The organism is Exiguobacterium sp. s95 (genome assembly GCF_018618655.1).
Classification (GTDB): Bacteria; Bacillota; Bacilli; order Exiguobacteriales; family Exiguobacteriaceae; genus Exiguobacterium_A; species Exiguobacterium_A oxidotolerans.
Genome location: NZ_JACSMM010000003.1, coordinates 260,725 through 283,437, shown reverse-complemented (window position 1 = coordinate 283,437; position 22,713 = coordinate 260,725). Strand labels below are relative to the sequence as shown.

General features: G+C 47.2%; 26 protein-coding genes and 1 riboswitch. Of the genes, 8 read left to right on the top strand and 18 right to left on the bottom strand.

The annotated features are described in order from the left end of the window. The first annotated feature begins 13 nt into the window (after positions 1-13). Positions 14-910, top strand: coding sequence for a DMT family transporter (locus KNP99_RS08670; protein ID WP_088836658.1), 897 nt, complete (start codon positions 14-16; stop codon positions 908-910). 54 nt (positions 911-964) lie between these two features. Here KNP99_RS08670 and KNP99_RS08665 read toward each other — a convergent pair whose 3' ends face one another. Further along, complete coding sequence (locus KNP99_RS08665) at positions 965-2,425, bottom strand: MDR family MFS transporter (RefSeq protein WP_088836657.1); 1,461 nt, start codon at positions 2,423-2,425, stop codon at positions 965-967. Between the two features lie 144 nt (positions 2,426-2,569). Here KNP99_RS08665 and KNP99_RS08660 point away from each other — a divergent pair, with 144 nt between their 5' ends. After that, on the top strand, positions 2,570-3,382 hold the full coding sequence (locus tag KNP99_RS08660) for an SDR family NAD(P)-dependent oxidoreductase (protein WP_215193171.1): 813 nt from the start codon (positions 2,570-2,572) through the stop codon (positions 3,380-3,382). 76 nt (positions 3,383-3,458) lie between these two features. Here the strand turns inward: KNP99_RS08660 and KNP99_RS08655 are convergent, their stop codons facing one another. From KNP99_RS08655 to rnz, 7 genes are read right to left on the bottom strand one after another with little or no spacing between them, the layout of a single operon-like run. Then, positions 3,459-3,836, bottom strand: coding sequence for a hypothetical protein (locus KNP99_RS08655; RefSeq protein ID WP_214765347.1), 378 nt, complete (start codon positions 3,834-3,836; stop codon positions 3,459-3,461). A gap of 25 nt (positions 3,837-3,861) precedes the next feature. Continuing rightward, the gene (locus KNP99_RS08650; RefSeq protein WP_214801040.1) at positions 3,862-4,434 is read right to left on the bottom strand and encodes an ECF transporter S component; all 573 of its coding nucleotides are present in this window, start codon (positions 4,432-4,434) and stop codon (positions 3,862-3,864) included. Then, entirely contained in the window at positions 4,425-5,390 is a 966-nt protein-coding gene (locus tag KNP99_RS08645) for an ATP-binding cassette domain-containing protein (protein ID WP_215193170.1), read from the bottom strand. The genes KNP99_RS08650 and KNP99_RS08645 overlap by 10 nt, the downstream gene beginning before the upstream one ends. Then, positions 5,344-6,045 (bottom strand): hypothetical protein, encoded by a 702-nt coding sequence (locus tag KNP99_RS08640; RefSeq protein ID WP_214765353.1) that lies wholly within the window; start codon positions 6,043-6,045, stop codon positions 5,344-5,346. Before KNP99_RS08640 ends, KNP99_RS08645 begins: the two co-directional genes overlap by 47 nt. Continuing rightward, complete coding sequence (locus KNP99_RS08635; RefSeq protein WP_214765355.1) at positions 6,023-6,433, bottom strand: DUF4430 domain-containing protein; 411 nt, start codon at positions 6,431-6,433, stop codon at positions 6,023-6,025. Before KNP99_RS08635 ends, KNP99_RS08640 begins: the two co-directional genes overlap by 23 nt. Further along, a complete protein-coding gene (locus tag KNP99_RS08630; protein WP_088836650.1) occupies positions 6,430-7,326 on the bottom strand; it encodes a hypothetical protein in 897 nt (298 codons plus the stop codon). Before KNP99_RS08630 ends, KNP99_RS08635 begins: the two co-directional genes overlap by 4 nt. A 3-nt stretch (positions 7,327-7,329) precedes the next feature. Then, positions 7,330-8,235 (bottom strand): ribonuclease Z, encoded by a 906-nt coding sequence (gene rnz / locus KNP99_RS08625; RefSeq protein WP_214765358.1) that lies wholly within the window; start codon positions 8,233-8,235, stop codon positions 7,330-7,332. A gap of 108 nt (positions 8,236-8,343) precedes the next feature. On the opposite strand from rnz, the gene KNP99_RS08620 reads away from it, so the two are divergent. After that, positions 8,344-8,523: a hypothetical protein gene (locus tag KNP99_RS08620; protein WP_029333114.1), complete on the top strand. Its 180-nt coding sequence runs from the start codon at positions 8,344-8,346 to the stop codon at positions 8,521-8,523. A gap of 57 nt (positions 8,524-8,580) precedes the next feature. Here the strand turns inward: KNP99_RS08620 and KNP99_RS08615 are convergent, their stop codons facing one another. Both KNP99_RS08615 and KNP99_RS08610 read right to left on the bottom strand, forming a co-directional pair. Beyond that, the gene (locus KNP99_RS08615) at positions 8,581-9,705 is read right to left on the bottom strand and encodes a M20/M25/M40 family metallo-hydrolase (RefSeq protein WP_088836648.1); all 1,125 of its coding nucleotides are present in this window, start codon (positions 9,703-9,705) and stop codon (positions 8,581-8,583) included. Between the two features lie 205 nt (positions 9,706-9,910). Continuing rightward, entirely contained in the window at positions 9,911-10,897 is a 987-nt protein-coding gene (locus KNP99_RS08610; RefSeq protein ID WP_088836647.1) for an aromatic acid exporter family protein, read from the bottom strand. 78 nt (positions 10,898-10,975) lie between these two features. Between KNP99_RS08610 and KNP99_RS08605 the strand changes: the two genes are divergently transcribed. From KNP99_RS08605 to KNP99_RS08590, 4 genes are all read left to right on the top strand, one after another. Beyond that, on the top strand, positions 10,976-12,061 hold the full coding sequence (locus KNP99_RS08605; RefSeq protein ID WP_215193169.1) for an N-acetylglucosaminidase: 1,086 nt from the start codon (positions 10,976-10,978) through the stop codon (positions 12,059-12,061). Positions 12,062-12,117: 56 nt separating this feature from the next. Next, positions 12,118-13,053 carry a manganese-dependent inorganic pyrophosphatase gene (locus KNP99_RS08600; protein ID WP_029333110.1) on the top strand — a complete coding sequence of 312 codons (936 nt, stop codon included), beginning with the start codon at positions 12,118-12,120 and terminating at the stop codon, positions 13,051-13,053. A gap of 88 nt (positions 13,054-13,141) precedes the next feature. Next, entirely contained in the window at positions 13,142-13,906 is a 765-nt protein-coding gene (fadH, locus tag KNP99_RS08595; RefSeq protein ID WP_088836645.1) for a 2,4-dienoyl-CoA reductase, read from the top strand. Positions 13,907-14,032: 126 nt separating this feature from the next. Then, positions 14,033-14,746 carry a ZIP family metal transporter gene (locus KNP99_RS08590; RefSeq protein ID WP_088836644.1) on the top strand — a complete coding sequence of 238 codons (714 nt, stop codon included), beginning with the start codon at positions 14,033-14,035 and terminating at the stop codon, positions 14,744-14,746. Positions 14,747-14,910: 164 nt separating this feature from the next. Here the strand turns inward: KNP99_RS08590 and KNP99_RS08585 are convergent, their stop codons facing one another. From KNP99_RS08585 to KNP99_RS08555, 7 genes are all read right to left on the bottom strand, one after another. Continuing rightward, on the bottom strand, positions 14,911-15,510 hold the full coding sequence (locus KNP99_RS08585; RefSeq protein ID WP_214765362.1) for an HD domain-containing protein: 600 nt from the start codon (positions 15,508-15,510) through the stop codon (positions 14,911-14,913). Next, positions 15,503-16,039, bottom strand: a complete 537-nt coding sequence (locus KNP99_RS08580; protein ID WP_239456859.1) for a GNAT family N-acetyltransferase — start codon at positions 16,037-16,039, stop codon at positions 15,503-15,505. The genes KNP99_RS08585 and KNP99_RS08580 overlap by 8 nt, the downstream gene beginning before the upstream one ends. A gap of 58 nt (positions 16,040-16,097) precedes the next feature. Continuing rightward, positions 16,098-16,820 carry an amino acid ABC transporter ATP-binding protein gene (locus KNP99_RS08575; protein ID WP_088838454.1) on the bottom strand — a complete coding sequence of 241 codons (723 nt, stop codon included), beginning with the start codon at positions 16,818-16,820 and terminating at the stop codon, positions 16,098-16,100. 13 nt (positions 16,821-16,833) lie between these two features. Next, complete coding sequence (locus tag KNP99_RS08570; RefSeq protein WP_088836641.1) at positions 16,834-17,490, bottom strand: amino acid ABC transporter permease; 657 nt, start codon at positions 17,488-17,490, stop codon at positions 16,834-16,836. 60 nt (positions 17,491-17,550) lie between these two features. Next, positions 17,551-18,324, bottom strand: coding sequence for a transporter substrate-binding domain-containing protein (locus KNP99_RS08565; protein ID WP_088836640.1), 774 nt, complete (start codon positions 18,322-18,324; stop codon positions 17,551-17,553). Positions 18,325-19,109: 785 nt separating this feature from the next. After that, positions 19,110-19,535, bottom strand: a complete 426-nt coding sequence (locus tag KNP99_RS08560; RefSeq protein ID WP_029333102.1) for a BrxA/BrxB family bacilliredoxin — start codon at positions 19,533-19,535, stop codon at positions 19,110-19,112. 32 nt (positions 19,536-19,567) lie between these two features. After that, a complete protein-coding gene (locus KNP99_RS08555) occupies positions 19,568-20,752 on the bottom strand; it encodes a class I SAM-dependent methyltransferase (protein ID WP_088836639.1) in 1,185 nt (394 codons plus the stop codon). Positions 20,753-20,850: 98 nt separating this feature from the next. Here KNP99_RS08555 and KNP99_RS08550 point away from each other — a divergent pair, with 98 nt between their 5' ends. After that, entirely contained in the window at positions 20,851-21,624 is a 774-nt protein-coding gene (locus KNP99_RS08550; RefSeq protein ID WP_088836638.1) for a sporulation protein, read from the top strand. A gap of 150 nt (positions 21,625-21,774) precedes the next feature. Here the strand turns inward: KNP99_RS08550 and tenA are convergent, their stop codons facing one another. Further along, the gene (tenA, locus tag KNP99_RS08545; RefSeq protein ID WP_215193168.1) at positions 21,775-22,476 is read right to left on the bottom strand and encodes a thiaminase II; all 702 of its coding nucleotides are present in this window, start codon (positions 22,474-22,476) and stop codon (positions 21,775-21,777) included. A gap of 74 nt (positions 22,477-22,550) precedes the next feature. Beyond that, positions 22,551-22,656: riboswitch (TPP riboswitch) on the bottom strand. Positions 22,657-22,713 lie beyond the last annotated feature (57 nt).

Genomic DNA, 22,713 nt, shown 5'->3' with positions numbered 1-22,713 from the left:
CGTGGAGGTACTCATGCCGTATTTTACTTTGTTCATGGCGTTATTCTTTATTTCGACATCGGCTATTTTCGTGAAATGGGCAGACACGCCAATCGAGGCCGTCGCTTTTTTCCGAATGTTATTCTCGACGTTTCTTTTACTACCGCTCATTCAAGTTAAAGAATTGTTCAGCCTCAGTTCCTCAACGATCCGCCACATGATTTTAAGTGGCGTCCTGTTAGCCGGGCACTTTTGGTTATGGTTTCTCTCTCTTGATTATACGACAGTTGCCAGCTCAACGCTCTTCGTAACCGCCAGTCCCATCTTCGTCTTAGTCGGGAACGCCGTCTTCTTTAAGCAACACCCGTCGCGAAAAGCGTTGTTTTTCGTCGGCGTCGCCCTGATTGGCGGCGGACTGGTCGCATACGGTGATATCGCCGTCGGAACACGTGCCTTGATTGGTGACGGGCTGGCCCTACTCGCGACGATTTTAGTCGCCGGATACTGGTTGCTCGGGCAACACGTCCGGACAAGTGTCTCGACGAATACATATTCCTTTGCCGTCTATGCCGTCGCGTCCGTCGTTTTGCTGCTGTTCTCACTGATTCAGTCCGTCGATCTCGTCTCGGCGTTTCAAACGGATTGGTTGATTTATGTATTGCTCGCCATCTTCCCGACGTTGCTCGGGCATAACTTGTTCAACTGGGCGCTGTCCCGTGTCAGTGCGAGCATCGTCAGCATCACGATTCTCGGTGAAGCGGTCTGGGGAATGATTTTCGGGTACTTCTTATTCCAGGAATCGCTGACTTGGATTCAAATCACGGGTGCCGCGCTACTCCTTGTCGGCATCGGTCTGTTCTTACGCCGGAATGAAAAAGACATCCGGGCGCAACTCGTCGCACGTGAAACGGCGACTTCTGTTACTGAATAAGCAAACCGCTGAATGTCCTCCTCTCACCTGCGAGTCGGACGTTCAGCGGTTTTTTTAGTTTGGTTTATCGTCCGGACGAACTTTTGGTAAGCGGAACGTCATCGCGAACGCGACGAGCGCACACAATACACCGCCGATGAAGACGAGCCGTAACCCGTCTGCTAAGGCCAGTTCCGCCGCCGTATGGACGGCATCTCCATACCGGTTCGCCGTCGTCGCTTGGAAAAATGGATCAATTGAATAACCGGATAATATTTTCGAATCGTTAAACGCTTGAATGATTGATAGATTAAAAATCGTCCCGAAGATGGCGACACCAAGCGTTTGTCCCGTCGTACTCAAAAAGGAGTTGACGGCCGTCGCTGAACCACGGAGCGAGCGACCGACTGATGTTTGCAAGACAACGATGAAGACCGGTTGCGATAAACCGAACCCGATTCCAATCAAGGAAACCGCAAGATAGAGGAACACATCACTCGTCTCACGTGAGATGAAGACTAAAATCAGCATCCCGACGACGAGTAACCCCATTCCGGTCATCGTTCGATAACGGGGTGACGCCGTCCCAATCGATCGGCCACCGATGATTGCCGTAATCGTCCAAAATAACGAGAGCGGCATCAACATGAAGCCGGCTTCAGTCGGACTTTTTCCGAGGACGCCCTGTGCGAAAATCGGGATATAGGCTGACATCGAGACAAGCACCCAGGCGGAGAAGAACACTGCCAGATTGATCACGGCAATGACCGGATGTTTGATAACAGCCGGCGGTAAGAGTGGATCACTCGCTTTTTTCTCGGCTTGATAGAAAAAGAATAATAAAACCGCACTGATCAAAAAACTACCGATGACCGTCGGACGTAAAAATTGTTCCGCTTCACTTCCTGATAACAGACCGTATAGTAACGCACTCATCCCGACCGCAAACAAGAGAGCTCCCCGATAATCGATTTTTCGCGACGTCTCCTTCACGGTTTCCTTGTAGAAGACGACAATCATGATGAACGACACAAGCGCAAACGGAACGTTCAACAGGAAAATATACCGCCAGGATAACGATTCGACTAAAAATCCACCGAGGAGTGGTCCAGCAACGCCGGATATCCCCCAAACGGCACTCAAGATTCCCTGAATTTTTCCACGTTCTTCATATGTATATAAATCGCCGATGATCGTCATGGCAATCGGCAGAACCGCTCCTGCTCCGATTCCTTGGACCGCGCGGAAAATGATTAGTGTCTCCATCGACTGCGCAAGCCCACACGCTAACGAAGCGAGTGTAAAAACGCCAATTCCAAATAACAAGACGCGTTTCCGACCGTATAAATCAGCCATCTTCCCGTAAATCGGCGTCGATACTGCCATAAATAAGAGAAATCCTGCAAAAATCCAACTGACGAGCTTCGCCCCATTTAATTCACTTGCCATGACGGGTGTTGCCGTCGCGACAATCGTTCCTTCGATTGCCGCTAAAAAAGTTGCTAACAACAGCGCAATCGTGACATTTTTTCTCATGCTTCCGCACTTCCTTTCTCTTTCTTATCATACCGGTTCTGCCCCTTGTTTCGAAAGTAAATGCTTACTCGGCAGGATTCAAGGGAACAATAGGGAATGGTACAATTAGAAAATGATTCAATTATGTGAATGGAGGATTTTGTTATGTTACGAAAAACAGCTTTAATTACAGGGGCTTCTGGCGGAATCGGACTTGATCTTGCCGTGCTCGCAGCGCGCGACGGGTTTGATTGTGTCTTGATCGCCCGAAACGAAAAAAAATTAACGGAACTTAAAAATGTTCTTGAAAAACGTTATCAAATCAAAGCCTATACGTTCGCAGCAGATTTATCACAGGCCGACAGCGTCTCACGTGTTCTGACGTACCTCGATGAACAAGAATTGACTGTTGATTTGTTATTCAACAACGCTGGTTTTGCGACATCCGGCCGTTTCGCGGAAATCGATCCATCGGAAGACATCGACTCGATTCATGTGAATGTCGTCGCTTTAACGGAACTGACGAAACGTTTGTTACCAGGTATGGTCGATCGTGGCTTCGGACGTATCTTGAACGTCGCTTCCGTCGCTGCTTTCATGCCGGGTCCATACATGAGCGTCTATTACGCAACAAAAGCCTACGTCCTGTCCTTCTCTGAAGCACTCGCTTCTGAACTTGATGGTTCAGGTGTTACGGTCTCATGCCTCTGCCCGGGACCGACGGATACAAACTTCTTTAATCGGGCGAACATCACCTTGCCTTTCCAAAGCATGCCGTCACACCTCGTCGCCTTCGCAGGTTACCGCGGTACGCTTAAAGGGAAACGTGTAATCGTTCCAGGCGCGAGCAATCAGGCAATGGTTTCACTGGCTAAATTCTTACCTCGCCGTCTCTTGACAGAATTAACAGGTCGCATCCAGGATCCTGCTCGTCAAGATCAAGACACAACGGAAGAAGATCTCGCGTACTCCAATTAATCGATGCTTTCCTAAAACAAGTCCCGCTAGCTCGGCTAGCGGGACTTGTTTTATAGAGGAGACTTTTTTAAAAGGTTTAGTGTATTTGTTTTTTTCGCTCAAACCGACTCACAAATTGTGTCCGGAGCGTCTTCGGTAACGAAGTATAGCGGTACAGATAACGAAACGTGACGGCACTCGTCACCATGAGCATATACCCCGTCGCTAATACGAGTAACCACGCAACACATCCTAAAAAGAGACCCGCTTCAAAGTAAAGTTGTGACATCAATGCTCCTTCAGCGGACGTGATGAGCATCGCTGCCGGAAAAATTGCTGCAGCCAGTAAATAAAAGCCCGCATAGCGTCCACGAACAGTGTGTTTTAACAACAGAATACTGCCAAACAGTAAACAACAACTCGACATAAGTAACAATAAGACGACATATGGTAGTGACACGGATGAACTAAGCATCTTTTTTCACTCCAATCGAATCAGGTTAATGTTCTTTACCCGCCTTTCGGTCGATTGAGTGCAAAATCCGTAAAAAAGTCGGATGAAGTAATAAAATAAAGCAAACATTTCCGATTCCATGTACTAAATCAAATACCCCGCCTGTGACGACAAGTGTCAAAAAAGCTTCTCGTGAAAATGCTGTAAAAATTAAAAAGCCGAGGTTGCTGATCCAGCCATACAAAAATCCGGCGAGGAGCCCGTAACAGGCTAACAGCCATTTCGATTTCAATAGCGGTACGAGTCCGACGAGACTGATTGCCATGTAAGCAAGCGCTTGAAATAAAACGAACGGTCCGCTCCCTAAGAATAAACTCGACAGGACGACGACCAACAAACCCGCGACTGCACCGACGACCGGACTGACGTAGACGGCAAGTAACAGAACGAGTGCCGTGGCCGGTTGAATGTTCGGCAGACTCGAAAAAAGAATCCGTCCGACAATCGCCGCCGCAGTGACGAGCGCGATGAAGCGTAACATCGCTTCTGACAGCGATCGACGCTCAAAACGGATAAACAGAATCAAAATGGACAGACAAGCGAGGAGAATCAGTCCCATCCATATAACCTACTTTGTTCTAAAAAAGTAGCCGCCGGACCATCAAACGCAATTTCACCTTGAACGAGATAAAGGACACGTGTCGCGTGACGGATTAAAAAGTCGTCATGCGTCGCCATCACGACTAACTTCATTGGTTGTTCGACGAGTGTTTCGACGAATCGCTGCCGTTGTGCGTCCGTTAATCCTGCTGTCGGTTCGTCAAAATAATAAGCATCGTCGCTCCAGTCAAGCCGTTCCAACAATCGTTGTTTTTGTGAAGCGAACGTGCCCGGTCGACTGTCAACTTGAGGCGCAAGGGCCGGATGCGCAGGCAAGTAATTCTTTCGCCCGCGTCGTTTCACTTTTCCATACAAGGGACGCTCGACGCCGAGTAGGAGCCGTAGCAACGTCGACTTCCCACTCCCGTTGGCACCGACGAGCACCACTCGTTCCCCTGCCGCTAAACTGAGGCGGGATACGTCTAACGCATAGCGCGTCTGCATCGGATAACGATGTTCGACGGCCCACATCTCATCATAGATGTCTCCTTGAGTTGCTTGCTCGAACACAATCTGTTCTAAATCCGCTTGATCAGTGACTGAATAATAGATACGACATGTAAAACGACGTTCCATCTCACTCAGCAAATCGACCAATCGCCGTTTTCGCACGTGATCTAAAAACAGGAAGGGATTGTCTAAGAAAAGACTTGGCGGTAACGAAGCGAGCGCATATCCAACTGAAACGAGTTGCTGCTCTCCGGATGATAACTCACTTACCTCTCGCTCAAAGAACGGTTCTAGTCCGAGGAGTGTCGTAAGTTCTCCCGCGACAAACAGACTTGTTGTCGCTAGTAAATCACGGACTCGCCCATGTAGCAGTCGTTCCGGATAGATGATGGGCTGTCCCGCTTCGGCCGCGAGACGCTCAAGCTGTCCGGTCGCTTTGCTGTCGTTTGAAATAATCGTTGGCATCACGAAAAGCTCCTTTCGAACAGAGTAAAATCATCGGCAATACGACTGCACCAACATAAGCATACGAGGTCAACAACAGACTGCTGACACTAAGCAAAATCACACCCGTCCGAATGTCACGCAGCGTTAGTTTTCGAAGTCTGCTCGGTACGGCGTCAATCGGTAATAAATGATACATCGCCATTCGTTCTAACTGCTCCGATAATGAATGATGCCGATGGCTCATCTTCACTTCCGGCCATGTCCGGAGCAAAGACGGAATTAGTGCAAGCACGAGCCCGGTTAGTCGCGTCAGTCGTGGTAACATCCGAAACAAAGGTCCCATCTGTTCGAGACGAACAAGCGTGAACACGAGTTGACTTGACGTGATAAATAAGGTGATTTGTACGCTGACCGCCAGAATCCCAATCACATCAATCGATGCGCCATAGAGAAGTGGAACCATCATCATCAATGTATAGAGTAGCGGTAACATGAGATAACGAAAGACCTCGAACTGACGAATGGTAATGAAAAAGATGAGATGGACGAGCGCGAGCATTCCTATATGATCCTGCAAGACGAACGGGACCGATAGCATCACCATCAAAAAAAGAGCAACATTCAATGGATGAAGTCGCTCCCGTTCTGTCTTACTGAAAATAAGCCATTGCATCTTTTTCAAATCGCCATTCAAGGCGATCTCCGTCTTGAAGTTCGTAACTTCCCGCTCCGACCTCACCCGGTTTTTCATTGACGCCGAATACCCAGCCGCTGCTTGCTCCAGCTGACTTTTCTCGAACTCCCTCGACGGCTGTGACATAAGCCATCTCACCTTTTCCTGTTTTGACGACATCTAACTTCGTTTCTTCGAGCGCATCCAGCGCCGTCTCTTCTTGATCAAAACACATTGCTTCCTCAAACAACGTCTTGTCCTTTGCATGGTTGACGACCGAGACGTCAACCTTCACGTCGCAGGCCTCTGTTTTCGAACTCTTAGGCTCCGCTTCCTCAGAACACCCTGCTAAGATAAGTAAACTTCCCGCTAATATCCACTGTTTCATCGAACGACTCCCTTTCGCCTTGATGTCTCAAAGCTGTAATTGTACAACAAAATCTTTTTCTCACGAAGGGATTGTCCGTCCGCCCGCAAATAGGTCAAGCGAATTGCGTTCGCGAGGACGTCTTCTCCTGTATTGACATAAGGGATCAACTCCCCTTGATCATCAATTAATAACACGGTCGCATCTTGTAGACTAAACGTTTCATAAAGACCATCCATATCCATCTCGACATACGGTGTCTTTGATTCATGTAATATTTGTTTAATCGACAGCTGGCGTAACGTATCAAACGAACGAGACGCATCAATCAGTTTCTGGTAATACGATTCGAGCGATCGTTCCAGCACTTCTTCACGTGGTCGATACGTGATTGTGCCTGTGATTTCTTGATAGGAAATGTCATAGCGGACGAACCGCTTCGGGCTTTTAGCAATCACTTCGAACGTCGCATTCCGCAAATTGCCACCCTGGTCAAATAATAGTTCGCTTTGCTCGAGCCGTAACGACTCATCTCCGACCCGCTTCTCAATTTGGTTCAACAAGTGATTGAACGACTGATCCGTAATCATCACTCGCCCAATCTGTTGTGTTTCTTCACGGACTGTAAACGTATCAAACGGACCGGCGAATAATTGCAATAAAAAAAATAAAAATCCGAACAAGGCCATATACCGTTTGTAGCGTGAGTTTTTTTGCGGATGAAGCACGATTAAAAATAGAATGATTCCAAGTGGTAACTGAATATCATAGACTGGAAATGAAACGGAACCTAAGCAGGCATAAAAGACAAGTTTCATGTAGAGATAACGTTCTTTTTCCGTCCTTTTTTCTAGTAAGAATGCGAGTAGGACGGCTGCTAATAAAAAGAGTGCCCACCGAATCAATACGTCCATCACTTACGCCTTCACTTGGACGGATTGATGATCCACCATGAGATACGATTCAGGGAATACTTCCCGTGCTTCACGTTCTAAGTGATCCTCTTGCTCGACATAACGGGCTGAGACATGTGTCAATAATAATTTTTTCGCTTCCGCTTGTTTTGCAATTCCCGCCGCCTGACGTGCTGTCGAGTGTCCGAAACGTCCCGCATGTTCTGTTTCGGTATCGGCGAACGTCGCCTCATGAATCAACACATCGACTCCCCGCGCTAAGCGGATGCTCGCTTCGCAAGGTGTCGTATCGCCTAAGACGGCCAACTTCACGCCTGGTTTCGGTTGCCCTAAAAAATCTGATGACTCGTAAAGCGTTCCCTCAAACTCGAACGAATCGCTTTGTTTAATTTGTTTATAGAGTGGACCGGACGGAATACCGTGCTCCTTTAAGCGATCGACGAGCAACATCCCTTTTTCTTGATGCCCTTCGATCCGGTACCCATACGCTAAAAAACGATGCTCAAGTGCGGCGACCGTAATCGTAAAACCTTCATGTTCGTACGTTTGACCCGCTTCGACTTCAATCACGTCTAGCGGATAGCGTAAATATGTCCCTGTGACACGAAGTGTCGCATCGAGCCATTCCTGTAACCCCTTCGGTCCATAAATCGTCAATCGTGTCGTTCCTTCAAGCGCTGCCCGCGTACTGATGAAACCGGGCAAACCAAAAATATGATCCCCGTGAAGATGAGTGATGAAAATCGTGCTGACTTTTCGTGGTTTAATCGGACTGTATAAGATTTGGTGTTGCGTCGCCTCACCACAATCAAACAACCACGTCATCTTCGGGTGCATCAAGGCGATTGACGACACGTTGCGTTGTTTTGAAGGCATACCTGCTCCTGTACCTAAAAAATAAAATTCCATCTTTTTCCCCTTTTCGTAAAATTAGCATTTTTCATACACAAAATACATCTTTCACACAATGAATCATGGTAAACTGTACCCATACTGATTCGAAAGGTGGGTTTTTCCATGACCAAAATCGAACGGACCTATGCACGAATCGTACACGAAGCCCGGATGCTGAACGAGAACTATCGGCAAAAGTACGGCAAGTCGATTCAGATTCAAGAAATCGCGACGACCTTATTATGTACTGAAGAATTTGTTCTTGAGTCAATGGAGTTCGTCGAACGTCCTCAATTAACTTAATCGTAAACGAACAAAGAGTGTACCGCAATATAGCGGTACACTCTTTTCATTATCTTCTCACTTATTTGTGATGTAATCGACGAGCGTAACACATAGTTCTGCCGTCTTGACGAGTTCTTCGATCGGCATTCTTTCATTCGTCGTATGGATGTCTTCGTATCCGACTGCTAAGTTGACTGTCGGAATACCGAAACCAGCGATGACGTTCGCATCTGAACCGCCACCTGAATGAAGTAAACGTGGTGTCCGCCCAAGTTGCGCAATTGCAGCTTTCGCAACTTCGACGACTTGATCTCCGTCTTCGAACTTGAAGCCAGGATACATGACTTTGACTTCGACTTCAGCACGTCCGCCGAGTTCAGCGGCTGCTTCTTCAAAGGCAGCTTTCATTTTTTCTGTCTGGGCTTCCATCTTCGGTGCAACGAGTGAACGTGCTTCTGCGAAGATTTCTACATAATCGCAGACGATGTTCGTCGATGGACCACCACCACTGAATCGGCCGACATTTGCTGTCGTCTCTTCATCAATTCGACCAAGCGGCATTTTCGCGATGGCTTTTGCAGCAATCGTAATGGCAGAGACACCTTTTTCAGGCGCAACCCCAGCATGTGCCGTTTTGCCATAGATTTTAGCATTCACTTTCGCTTGTGTCGGGGCAGCCGTGATGATATCGCCCACTTTACCGTCTGAATCAAGGGCAAACCCATAGTCTGCATCGATTTTTGATGGATCGAGGACCATCGCCCCGACAAGACCTGATTCTTCGCCAACTGTGATGACGAATTGAATCTGTCCGTGCGGTTGCTTCGTTTCATTCAAGACGTGGACCAGCTCGATGATTGATGCAAGACCCGCTTTATCATCTGCCCCGAGGATTGTCGTACCATCCGTTTTGACATACCCATCCTCGATGATCGGTTTAATCCCTTGTCCCGGGAATACCGTATCCATATGTGACGTGAAATAAATTTTATCGACCCCGTCTTTTGTTGCTGGAAGTGTGACGATTAAGTTATTTCCTTTATGTTCCGTTTTCGATGATGCATCATCTTCAAAGACGTCACATCCGAGTTCTGTGAACGTTTTTTTCAAATGGGCACAAATTTGTGCCTCTTCTTTTGATTCTGAATCGATTTGGACTAACTCTAAAAATGTATCAAGTACACGTTTCTCATTGACCATGCTAGATTCCTCCTCATGTAAGTACTATTCGACTAGCGCTTTTTCAGTATACCATCAACTGACTGATTTGCACTTCAGAAGGGTTGTTTGTACAATAACAGTAATTACGTTTGCATTTTAGAAAGGAGTTGCACCTGTCATGTCACGCCCATCCAAACAACAACGTCTCATCAAGTGGACGACGATTGCGATCTTAGCAATCTTCTTACTTGGTACTTTTGCCTCGACGATGTTTTATTTCTTCTGATCTCGCGACGAAACGCTGCTTTAATTGTAAATATTGCTCCGTTTCTTGCAACATGTGCAACAGCGCGGACCGGACTTCGAACTCTTCACGTGTCGTCGGTAACGGCGAAGCACGGAAGGTCGCGAGTAAGTCCGCCAGTTCTTGTAAAAATAAACTTGCGTCGGCCTCCGGACGGACATTGTCACCAATCGTCCGAAACAGGTCGGCGACTTTTTTGCCTTCTTCGACGATTAACACCAAATCATCAACATTACGGACGATTCCGCGGAGCAGTTCGAACTGTTGCTCCCGCATCCGGAAATAGCTGTAGTCCTCGTCATCATTTCGACGACCGATGGCATTGCCCATCCGTTTTAACGAAGCGTCCTTTCCTTCCCGCAACAAGCGTTCCGTTTCTTCGAGCGTCAGCGAATGATGATTGATCCGCCCCGTCTCGATCGCCGCGGCGACTTCAAAGAACAAAGCAGCAATCCGTTTATCGATTTGCTGACGGCGCTCCGTGATGACACGGTCAAGGCTCGGCATATACATATTGACGAGTAATCCGACACCGACGCCAATCAAAATCAAGTAGACTTCATTTAAAAAAATCGCAAGGTTGAGTTGTCGTGCCGTGTAAAGATGCGTCAAGATGACGACACTCGTAATAAAACCGTCCTGTAGACGGAGGCGTTGCGTCAACGGAAGGAATATAATGAAATAAAGTGCTAAAGCAACTGGCCGATAACCGATGATTTCGAAAATCAGGAAACCGATTCCGATGGCAAGAATCGACGCCATGATGCGTTCGTACGATGAACGAATTGATTTTTTCCGCGTCGCTTGAATACTCAAGATGGCGATGATGGCGGCGAAAACATAGTAGTCGAGTTGCATCTGCTCTGCAATCCACATCGCAAGTGCGGCTGCGACGGCCGTTTTTAAAGTCCGATATCCAATGAACATCGAGTTCCCCCCTATTCTTTGTTAGACTACCTATCCTTTACCCAAGTTGTCTATCGATTTTTTGAAGGACGTGATTTTTTGAGTACACGCACGATTCGTCCCGGCCGTCCCGCAAAAAAAGCGGGATCCCTGAAAGGACTGTTATTTTTCTTTTTGCTCGGGATCGTTCTATTCTATTTGTTGAAGGACGATCCACCGTCCGTCTTAAAACCGGCTGCTCCGTACATCGCTGAAAAATATCAAGAAGGTCAAGTCGCGACGGAACAAGAATTCGATACGTTCAGCGAAGCGAAAACCTACCTTGGTGACGACCGTGGTGCCGTTAAACGAACCGAGGATGACCGTTATCTCTACTTGACTGGTCCCGGTATCGGGATCGTCGACGAAGGTGGTACGCTCAACATCTATCAAGACGAATCGTTAAAAAAACGGTTGACATATGTCGCGTCCGGTAGCCGTTTAACACTGCGCGACTTCGGTCCAGACGTCAGTCGGATTGAAATTGCCGGTGTCCGCGGCTTCGTTGCGTCGGATCGGTTGACCTTGTATCCCCTTGAACGATCGACGAACCGATCGTTTTACGAACGAACGGGTGATACGTTACGTCACTACATCGTCGCGAACGCCGGACTCGGCGGCTGGATTACCGTCGGACGTGCCCCAAAAGACATTTCGAAGCGGACGACCGACTATGTCGAAGTGACGACATTGACGAAAGATTTACGGAAACCGACTCCTTTGTCCGCAAAAGAGCTTGATGCCTTCATCAAAAACAATGCGCCCGATAGTCCGTTGATCGGTACTGGGAAGACGTTCAAAAAAGTCGAGCGTGATTTTGATATCAATGCCGCCTATTTCCTCGCTCATGCGATTCATGAATCAAATTACGGTCGGTCGACGATTGCCCGTGAAAAATTCAATCTGTTTGGCGTCAATGCGACGGATATTGCACCTGGTCAAAATGCAACGGCTTATAAATCGCTTGACGACTCGATTCGAAAAACGGGTCAGTTTATCGCCCGCGACTACCTCGCGACGGATGGTAAGTACCACCGTGGACCGTTCCTCGGAAATAAAGCAAAAGGAATGAACGTTTTTTATGCATCGGATCCTTACTGGAGCGAAAAAATCGCTGGTATCCTGTACAAAATGGACGCCTTCTAATTCCGAGATATGATACACTAATGGGCGAGACATTAACCATTGAGGAGTGATTCAGCATGGAAAAAGTATTGATTTTTGGTCATAAAAATCCGGATACGGATACGATTACGTCAGCAATCGCGTACGCTGAACTGAAGAAAGCATTAGGTGTGAATGCCGAAGCGATACGTTTAGGCGAAATCAATGATGAAACACAATTCGCACTCGATCAATTTAAAATCGCTGCACCGCGTCTTGTTACGGCAGTCGCTGCCGAAGCATCACACGTCATTCTCGTCGACCACAACGAACGTCAACAAAGTGCCGACGACATCGCTGACGTCACGGTCACAGAAGTCATCGATCACCACCGGATTGCGAACTTTGAGACATCAGATCCGATCTACTACCGCGCTGAGCCCGTCGGTTGTACGGCAACGATTTTGAACAAACTTTATAAAGAACATGGTGTCGCGATCAAACCGGAAATCGCAGGTTTGATGTTATCGGCAATCGTTTCCGATTCATTGTTGTTCAAGTCACCGACATGTACGGAAGAAGACATCGTCGCTGCACGTGAACTTGCAGAAATCGCCGGTGTCGATGCAAACGTCTACGGTTTGAACATGCTCAAAGCAGGTGCTGACTTATCGAAAAAATCAATCACAGAATTGATTTCACTTGACGCAAAAGAGTTTTCGATGGGCGCACACAAAGTCGAGATTGCTCAGGTCAATACGGTCGATACAGCTGAAGTGTTACTTCGTCAAGCTGAGCTTGAAGAGCAAATCAATACGATCATTCTCGAAAAAGAACTCGATCTGTTCGTGTTCCTCGTGACTGACATCTTAACAAATAATTCAGTTGCGCTCGTACTCGGACAACAAGCACCACTCGTCGAACAAGCTTATGGAATTGAAGCAACCAACCACCTCGTTTACCTCGAAGGTGTCGTTTCACGGAAGAAACAAGTTGTTCCAATCCTGACAGATACTGCCGTTAGTTCAAAATAATCGACTACAAAAAAGAAGGAGTTCACTCCTTCTTTTTTGTATACTAATAATGAATGGTTGTTCATTCAGACTAAAGGGGGAAAAGTTAATGGCACAAACGATCATGGTGACAGGCGGTACGAGCGGTATGGGGAAAGCAATGGCACTCGCCTTAAAAGAAGCCGGCTGGAACGTCGTCGTCACAGGACGTGACTTGGAACGGTTACAACAAACGGATCATGAACTAAAGCAGATTGAGGGGGAGCATCTGACCATTCAAATGGATGTTCGTGATACCGATGCCTGTATCGCGGCTGTCAATCAAGCACGGGAAACGTTCGGTCGCTTAGAGGCACTCGTGAACAATGCGGCCGGAAATTTCATCTGTCCGACGGATGAGCTGTCTCCGAACGGATGGAAGACGGTCATCGACATTGTCCTCAATGGGACATTCAATTGTTCACACGCGCTTGTCAAAGGCTGGCAAGAAGATGACGTCAAAGGTGGACAGATTTTAAACATCGTCGCTTCTTACGCGTGGCAAGCTGGAGCCGGTGTCGCTCCGAGTGCTGCCGCAAAAGCCGGAGTCTTGAATTTGACGCGGACGCTTGCCGTCGAGTGGGGGTATAAGTATCATGCCCGCATCAATGCGATCAGTCCGGGGCCGATCGAACGGACGGGTGGTGCCGATAAACTGGCGATGTCACCGGAACACGCGGAACGAATTCGTCGCAATGTACCACTCGGACGGTTCGGGACACCGGAAGAAATCGCTGGACTCGCCGTCTGGATGGTCTCCGATCAAGCAAGCTACTTAAATGGAGAATGCATCGCACTGGACGGCGGTCACTGGCTGAACAAACAACCGTTCTGACTATCACAATCACCTTCCAAAGCGGGAGGTGATTTTTTCATTTCGTTTCTCCTCTAAAAATTAACTATGTTTATAAATCATTATCGAAAGGAAAAAAAGAACAATGGAATAAGGGAGGAATCAGTTATGTGGATGGCTTTAGGTTGGGGCGCACTCGCCGGGGGCGCAGTCGTCATCGGAGCATTGATTGGTTTATTTTTACCGATGAAGCAACGGTACATCGGATATGTCATGTCATTCGGTACGGGGATCTTGATTGGGGCAGCGACGTTCGAACTGCTCGACGAAGCCTTGAATAAATCAACGACGTTCATCGTCGCTATCTCGTTCATCGTCGGTTCTCTCGTCTTTACAGGATTTGATTTTTTTGTTTCTTCGCGAGGTGCGAGTAAACGGAAACGTTCAGGCGGCGGAAACGAAGGGACCGGCACCGCCATCTTTTTCGGAACGATTTTAGATGCGATTCCGGAATCGATCATGATTGGGGCAAGCTTATTGTCGGGGAATGTCAGTGCGGCACTCGTTGCGGCGATTTTCGTCAGCAATATTCCGGAAGGTCTCTCGAGTACGACCGGACTTCAAAAAGACGGATTTTCGAAGAAAAAAATCTTAATCATGTGGGGTGTCGTCTGGTTGATTTCTGCCCTCGCCTCGCTCGCCGGCTATTCCGTGCTTGCTAACCTACCCGATATGCAATTTGCGATGATCGGCGCCTTCGCAAGCGGTGGCATCATCGCGATGCTCGCTTCGACGATGATGCCGGAGGCGCATGAGGAAGGTGGCACGATCGTCGGACTACTCGCCTCACTCGGTCTCATCACTGCCATCATCCTTAGCTGAAGCTCGGTGATTTTAAAAGAGCTTGACGATAAGGACCGAGCTAGAAAGTGCCGGTGAATCCGCATCATTTACGGATTCACCGGCACTTTTTGCGCACAGGACGGAACTATCGGAACAGAGAGCGCGGACGGATTGAGTCTTGAATCAACTCTTGTGTTCGTTTTTCACAACTCCCACTCCGTCTGAAAACGTTCCAAAAATTCAACCATGAACGCATGCCGTTCCTCTGCGATGCCTTTTGCCGTTTCGGTATTCATCAAATCCTTTAACAAAAGTAACTTCTCATAAAAATGATTGATTGTGCTCGAAGGACTCGTCCGGTCTCCCGGCTTGCGTGGTCTTAAACCGGGTACATGCATCGGTGCTTGGGTCAATGCTCCATACTGGAAGGTCCGGGCGACCCCGATGGCACCGATTGCATCTAACCGATCTGCGTCCTGGACGATTTTCCCTTCCAGCGTCTCAAGTGGTGGACGGTCCCCCCCTTTAAATGACATCCCATCAATGATTTGAAGGATTTTCTGTTTCCGAGTGTCTGAGACTTTCCCGGATAAAAACGCATCGACGGAAGAAAGTGTTCCGCCGAGTTTCTCGTCCGCGACATCATGCAGGAGTGCCGCCAGTTCAATCGTCAGCAAATCCCCGCCTTCCGTCGCAGCAATCTGTAAAGCCATCTTCCGGACCCGTTCGATATGGGCATAGTCATGTCCTGAAAAATCCGTCGCGTGAAAGGCACGGACGAACTGTTCCGTTTCGTTAATCATAAAAATCCTCCCACTCCGTCTGCAACAATCCGTAAAGCAACATGTCATGCCGCTTACCATCCCGTTTTAAAAATTGCCGGTACGTACCTTCGTGGACGAAGCCGAGTCGTTCGTATAATGCAATCGCACGCTCATTATAGGCAAAGACCGTCAACTGGATCCGCTCGAGGTTGAGCTCATAAAAGGCGTATCGCAGTAATAGCTGTAATGCTTTTCGCCCATACCCTTTCCCGGTTTCACTTGGGTCGATTCCAATCATCAACCAAGCCGTCCCGTTCGACCATAAGATATCTTCGAGGGAGACGATACCAATCAGACGCTCGGCATCCGTCCGACGAACGGCGAACCGAAACGTCTCATGGGCATCACTCGCAAGCATCCCGTTGATTTTTTCATCTGACAAGAAGCGATATGGTGTCGCACTCAAGTTTCGTGCAAACGTCGCATCGTCAAGAAAGCCCCGATAGACGTCCGTATCTGCCGCTTGGAAACGTGTCAGCCGGATGCCTTTCCCCTCTAGTAACTTCACTTCATTCATCCTCCTCAAAAAACGCCACCCCTTTGATGAAAGAGATGGCGGTTATGTGTTATAAGACTTTTTCCAAGAATTTTTTCGCACGATCCGTTTTTGGATGATCAAACAACTCGACCGGTGTTCCTTCTTCCATCAAAATGCCTTCGTCGAGGAACAGGACACGGTCGGCGACTTCTTTTGCAAAACCCATCTCGTGCGTGACGATGACCATCGTCATCCCACTTTCCGCGAGTTGCTTCATGACATCGAGGACTTCATTGACCATTTCCGGGTCGAGTGCTGATGTTGGTTCATCGAACAACATGACGTTCGGCTCCATCGCGAGGGCACGCGCGATCGCAACACGTTGCTTTTGACCACCGGATAGCTGGTTCGGGAAATTATCCCGTTTTTCAGCGAGACCCACGCGTTCAAGTAATACTTCGCCACGTTTGATTGCGTCCTCTTTTGATAAACCGAGGACATTGATTGGGGCATAAATTAAGTTATCGAGCACTGACTTATGAGGGAACAGGTTAAACTGTTGAAACACCATCCCGATGTTTTGACGCGCTTTCGCGATATTCGCTTTCGGTTTTGTCAATTCGAAGCCGTCGACATTAATCATTCCACCTGTCGGTTGCTCCAAAAGGTTGATACAACGTAAGAACGTCGACTTCCCTGAACCCGACGGTCCGATAACTGCGACGACTTCCCCACGGCCGACTGTCGTCGTGATGCCTTTTAATACTTCTAACTTTCCGAACTGTTTGTACAGATCGGTGACTTGAATCATAGGTTCCATCTGATTACCCACTCTTTCTCATAGCTTTTTCGACTTGTTGACCAATCAAGGACAATCCCATGACAAGGACGAAATAGACGAGTCCCGCAAATAACAAGGGTTCGAAGTACAATGCTTTTTCTCCACCGACGACTTGCGCTCGGCGCATAATATCGAGAACACCGACTGTCGAGACGAGTGCCGACTCTTTTGTTAACGTAATCATTTCATTCATGATGGCTGGTAAAATGTTTTTGAACGCTTGCGGTAAGATGATTGACCGCAATTGTTTCATGTATGGGATACCGAGTGCATCCGCTGCTTCCCATTGTCCACGATCGACTGCTTGAATTCCTGCCCGGATGATTTCCGAGATGTAAGCACCCGAGTTTAATGAAAAGGCGATGACAGCGGATTGATAGCCTGTCGTGACGTAACCTGTCAGTTGCGGTAAACCGAAGTGAATGATTGCCAGTTGCAAAATCAAGGGTGTTCCACGAAAGACTGCCGTATACGCGTGTCCAATGAAGCGAATGAATTTGCTTTTCGTAATTTTAAGGGCTGCCACGATGATTCCGATCAACATCCCTGCGACGGCAGCGACGAGCACGACTTGGAACAGAACTGGAATCCCTTGCAGAATATATGGGATTGAATCTTGAATCTTTGTAAAGTCTATCATAACCAAACTCCTAACGTCGCGCAAAAGGGATGGGTTTACCCCCACCCCTATGTGCTTCTCTTATTTTGCTTCTTTTTGGAACCATTCTTCTGCAAGTTTGTCGATTTCACCCGCATCGATCATCTTTTTCAACTCTTTGTTGAACTCGTCACGCATCTTGTCGCCTTTTTTGAAAGCGGCGGCTGAACCCGTCGGTCCGTCTTCTTTAATTTCATACGTTTTTAACGATTCGTCTTGATCCATGTATTTGACCGCTACAGCATCTTCGATGATGAGCGCATCAATCCGACCCGTATTGAGTTCTTGAATGATTTCCGGAATTTTATTCAACGAGACGGCTTCGCTGTCTTTATAACGATCTTTTGCAATGCCTTCTTGAATCGATCCAAGTTGGACGCCGATTTTTTTACCTTTCAGTTCATCTTCCGAACTAATCGCTTCGTCTTTTGTCATGACGAGGTTCTTTGATTCGAAGTAAACATCTGTGAAATCAGCGTTTTTCTTCCGCTCGTCTGTCGGTGTCATTCCTGCCATGACAAAATCAACCCGACCTGAGCTGAGTGCTCCGAGTAAGCTACCGAACTCCATGTCTTCAATTTTCAAATCATAACCGAGGTTTTTTGTAACTTCTTTTGCGATTGCGACATCAAATCCAACGATGTCGTCCCCTTTCGCCGTATCGATGTATTCAAACGGGAAGTAATCTGCTGACGTTCCCATCGTTAATACTTTACTGTCATCACTTGAACCGCCTGATGAATCATCTGATGCACCACATGCTGCCATCGTAAGTGCGAGAATGCCTGCCATTGCCGTTGCTACTAATTTTTTCATGAATAAATTCCCCTTCCAACGCTCAATTGTCAGAACTTTAACAATAGTATGACTTATGTTTTTTTCTAATTCAATACTAAATAGCTCTGATCCGATTTATTACTTTTAGGATATACGAATATTTATTCATTGTAAAGTATAATTATCTCGTAATAATGCATAAATCGATTCTTTTTATACAAAACATGAGTAAATAACCACTTTTGAATCCGCTTACATTTTTATTGCTATCCTCGGATTTTAATCATGGGTACTTTTTAACTCGAAAAAGGGGATGCTATTGATTCGATTCGTCTTTCTTTTTTCATTGCTCTTTCAATAAGTCGGCCTCTGCTTCAGGGGGACTGCTAAAAAAACATCTCTTTCGCGCACACTCACTTTCACGACAAATTAAAACCGTGTTTCAATTAAGAAACACGGCTCTAGACTGTAGTCAAAGTGCCATTGGGCGATAAAAGCGTTTTTTTCGTTGCTTTCCTCGGACGAGGCGCAAGCCGTTGCTCCTTGGTCCTAATGGACAACGAGCAGGGTCTTGCCTGCCTCTGAAAGTGCGTTAAAAACGCACTTTTTCCCGTAGGAGTCAACGAAACGTGACGCTCTTTAGGAAATACCGTGAAGGAAATCCAGACATGCAGACGGTTTAGAGCGCAATCTGTCTTGAATCGCTTTAGAACCGCGAAAAGCGAATGGATCGCACCTAGATGTCGCATGTTCACTCTTCATAAGCGTTTGTATACATGCTGGAGCCGTGTTTCAATTAAGAAACACGGCTCCAGTTGATTCACTTATGCGTAAATTTCAATCAATGACTCTAATTTTTCAACAACTTCTTCTGCAGTAAACGATTCGATGTCGAAACGTTCAACCATCGAAAGAATGTTGCCATCTTGCATCAAAGCGAATGATGGTGATGAAGGTGGATACCCTTCAAAGTACTCGCGTGCCCGGTCCGTTGCTTCACGGTCTTGTCCCGCAAACACCGTTACGAAATGATCTGGCTTCACGCCTTCCATTCGATTGACGTAAGCAGCTGCCGGGCGAGCAATCCCACCTGCACATCCACATACTGAGTTGACAAGGACAAGTGTCAATCCTTCACGCTTCATCGCGTCATCGACGCTTTCAGCTGTCGTTAATTCTTCAAAACCAGCAGCTGCCGCTTCTTTACGTGCTGTCTGGACGACGTCTTCAAAATACATTTGGAAATCCATCGGTCTAATTCCTCCCTTATTCGTTCTCTTCCTTATTGTACGAGTTTAGATGAAATCTGTCCAAGTCTGCCGCTTAATTCTTGCGCCAAATATGGTTTCGCATGTAGTAGATCACGGAAGGCGACGTAACGGTCAATTTTTTCTTCCGACGGCTGACGGTCATTTTTATACGCACGAATCAAGACATTTTTTGGTGTATGCTCTAAATCAATGAATTCAAGCAATTGTGTCTCGTAACCGACGAGCGTCAAGATTTCGGCACGGATCGAATCCGTCGCAAGCGAAGCGAACTTCTCTTGAATCAGCCCGTGTTGCAACATGACGTCGAGTGGTGAACAGTCGAGTTGACGATTGAGTTCTTTTTGACAACACGGGACACTTAAGATGACAGACGCATTCCAATCAACGGCGCGGGCAAGTGCAACATCCGTTGCGACGTCACAGGCATGAAGCGTCACCATTAAGTCAACCTCTGTATCTTCGTTATAATCATGGACGTCCCCGACACGAAACTCGAGATTCGTATAGTCGAGATCGCGCGCAATCGCTGTACATTCTTCGATGACTTCTTTTTTGAGATCAAGTCCGGTCACTTTCAAGTCGAAGCCTTTGACGACACTTAAATAATGATACAAGGCAAACGTCAAGTACGATTTTCCACAACCGAAATCAAGAATCCGTAACGTTCGGTCTGTCGGTAACGCGGAAATACTATCTTCGACGAACTCCAGGAACCGATTGATTTGTTTAAATTTATCGTACTTTTGCCGTTTGACTTGTCCGTCTTCCGTCATGACACCGAGTCGGACTAAAAACGGAACGACGACACCATCTTCAAGGAGATGACTTTTTTTACGGTTATGTGACAGTTCTGCTTGCAGGGGTGACTGTTGCGTTGTTTTTAACGATACTTTCATTTTTTTGGATAACTGGAACTGAACTTCTTCCGTCTCGAAACGGAATAAAAATTGACGGAATTCCTCCATCAATCCGTCGAGTCGTTCTAAAAATTCATCAACCGACAAATTTTCGTGTTTAATTATCCGTTCATATTGAAACTCTAACTGGATTGCATACGTATCTTTCAATAGAATCGGTTTTAGTTTGATTCTTCGAAGATCATTCGACTTTTGGCGCGGACCACTAATCGTTGCATGCACGAGAGCAGCAGCCTCGAGCTTTTGAGTGAGTAATTCTTTTACTTGGTGTAATTCCACTGTAGTCCCGTCCTTTTCTGATTGTTCTTTCGAAACTGTAGCAAATTCCACCCTATTCGACAAGTAAGGTAGCTTCATCATTAAAGGAGGAACGAACGATGTTCAAAAAACTTTTATCACAAATCGGAATCGGTGCCGCCACAGTCGATACACGACTCGACAGCGAACGCTGTGAGCCAGGCGGACAGATTCACGGAACCGTCCATATTAAAGGCGGCAATGTCGACCAAGAAATCGATCGGATTTATTTAGCGTTTAATACACAATATAAAGAAGAAGTCAGGGACAGCACGACATTTACGACGTTCACACTCGATCGTTTTTCGCTAAACGAAGCCGCCTTTACGATTGAAGCAGGTGTCGAACGCGAAATTCCGTTTACGCTTCAAGTACCATTCAATACGCCGCTCTCGGTCAGTCAATCGAAGTCATGGATTGAAACGGGTCTCGATATCGCCCAGGCGGTCGATCCGTCAGACCGGGACGCCATCATCGTCCAAGCCAATGACCTCCAATCCGTTATCTTAGAAGCGATGGAAGAACTTGGTTTCCGACTCAAGAAAGCGGACACGGAAAAACTTCCCGGGCGTTACCGGAAGGATTTACCGATCGCCCAGGAACTCGAGTATTCGGCACGCAATACGTACTTCGCCCATAAACTCGATGAAGTCGAACTCATCATGCTCCAAGACCGTACCGGCATCGACATCGTCTTGCAAATCGACCGTCGTGCCCACGACTTAGGTTCGCTCTTCAGTGAGATGGCGGGTGCGGATGAGACGATGACGAAGCTATCCTTATCGAACCACGATTTGATGGACCGAAACGCCGTCAAACAACAATTAAACGATTTGATTGAACGGTACAGCTGATTTCCTTACCAGAATTTTCATCATGCCTGTAATCCACCAACAAAAAAAACTGAGCGATTGCCATGACTTTCTTTACGAAAGCTGAAAATTGCTCAGGTTTTGTGCAGTCTGCCGTCTGATCGCGCTGATCAACAGCGGCTAAAGCTGTACTTATCGTTTCGTTACTTTTGGTTGACGCGTAACTTGTGTAAAGAGACGTTCAAACGTTTCTTCCGTCCAGCCCATTTCCCAAAACATCAATTCGTAATAACAGCTTCTGACGAAATGGTGTTTCATCCGTTCCCGTTCTGCTTCAGTCGCTTGCGCCGCCAAAGCATCCAGCCGGTCGACCTGTTCAAAGACGACCCGTTCGAACCATTCCGAGCTGTATGTTGCAATCCACTGTTGATAAATCGGTGACGCCGGTGACTTCGTCAACAGTTGTTGTCCGACTTCATAATAAAGCCAGTAACACGGTAAAATCGCTGCAATCGTTTCCCCGAGTGTCCCCTCGCTCGCATGATGCATATGTGAGACATAGGCATACGCAGTCGGTGCCGGTTCGAACGCTGCTAAATCCGCTTCCGTAATAGCGAGCGGTTCAAAAAACGATTGATGGAGTGATAGCTCAGCCGCATAGGTCGATGTCGCATGTTCCGCGAGTTCCGCGATCATCGCAAAATCCGTTGCCTTTGAGGCGGCCCGGGCTTGAATTTTTGCGAAATGTTTTAAGTAATACGCATCCTGCATGACATAATGTCGAAATTTTTCGAGCGGTAACGTCCCGTCACCAATGCCTGTGACGAATGGATGGGAAAAACTGCTGTCCCAATATGTTTTTGCGGCTTGCCGAATTTCTTGACTGAATTTCAACCTAATTCCCCCTTTTGTTGAATCAAAAAACGCCACACCCTACGAACAGGGCATGACGTGAAGAGACAACAAGAGAGATATTCACGCCACTTCCCTCCGTAAGTCCAAACTTAATCAGGTTCAAAGGGTCCGAACGTCTTCGTCGTCTCAGTCGGCCTACCGACTCCCCTAGTGGTCATTATTTAATTCCTCTTCACTATATCATTTTTTCAGTCACATGATCAGGATTTTATAATG